At 43.1% G+C, this 951-nt stretch carries 2 protein-coding genes and 1 pseudogene; 1 reads left to right on the top strand and 2 read right to left on the bottom strand.

Annotated features, from left to right (window positions below):
• Positions 1–120 (bottom strand): annotated as a pseudogene (locus R7Z50_RS25270) (phosphate ABC transporter substrate-binding protein); the annotation flags it as partial.
• Between the two features lie 256 nt (positions 121–376).
• Here R7Z50_RS25270 and R7Z50_RS25275 point away from each other — a divergent pair.
• Entirely contained in the window at positions 377–730 is a 354-nt protein-coding gene (locus R7Z50_RS25275; RefSeq protein WP_005462123.1) for a DUF3024 domain-containing protein, read from the top strand.
• A gap of 4 nt (positions 731–734) precedes the next feature.
• Here R7Z50_RS25275 and R7Z50_RS25280 read toward each other — a convergent pair.
• Positions 735–951, bottom strand: a 217-nt coding sequence (locus tag R7Z50_RS25280; RefSeq protein ID WP_318149458.1) for a helix-turn-helix transcriptional regulator, incomplete at its 5' end; no start/stop codon positions are given.

Genomic DNA, 951 nt, shown 5'->3' on the forward strand with positions numbered 1-951 from the left:
GGCGAGTACGTCCATCACGCGAGCAACGGAAGTTGAACCTGAAATGTTGACTTCTTTCGCCATAGCAGAAGGAAGGGAGACAGCCATGGCTAGTAAAGTTGCCACAGTAAAACGTAACATATTTAAACTCCATATACGGTATAAAGCAGCGCTTATGATATTGCGTTCAGGTTACACTTTTGTGAATCAGAAAAGATTGTTCGAATGTGAAACCGCAGCGTGTTTATCGCGTTATTTGAGCAAAGTGGTGATGTACGTAGTGTTTCCTCGGAGAGTGAGATGGTAATCTCTGAGAAGTCTGTAAACGGAACGTTGGTGAAGCCAGCCTTAAATGGCGCTTGGGTGTATACTAAAAACTACCTATCAGGAGAACGTCATGTCTGTTTCTCAAATGGCAACCAGCCGCTTATATAAACTGGTTCAGATTCTTTGTTCGGCGCGCAATGCGAATTTGCCGGTAGAGCAAGGAAAATGTCTTTATGAGCCAATTGAAAACGGCGTTGAACTTCACCATGCGCATTTCTTGCTAGATTCACAACACAGTGAATACACCTCGCCAATTGCAAAAATTCTATTTGATTCTCAGACTCAGCTTTGGCGCTTTTATGTTCCCGCCTCTCGCTCAGAAGAAATTCGATGGATTCCTTACAAAAAGTTGCCGCATAGTCACACGCTCGAAGATCTCCTTGCCGAACTTGAAAGCGATCCTCAAGCGTGTTTTTGGGAGTAGGGGATTAACCTCTTACTACCTGATTACGAAAGTCTTTAGGGGTGATGTTGTAAATGGATTTAAACGCGGTACTAAAGTGAGCAGCGCTCTTAAATCCAGATTCAAATGCGATTTCTGTTATCGATTTTTGTGAAACGCGCAGTTGTGTTGCCGCGTAGTTAATACGTTTTACTTTTAATATCTGAGAAAAAGAAAGGTTTTCAGCCGCAAGGCGGCGTTTT

It is taken from the genome of Vibrio sp. 1249-1 (assembly GCF_033340495.1).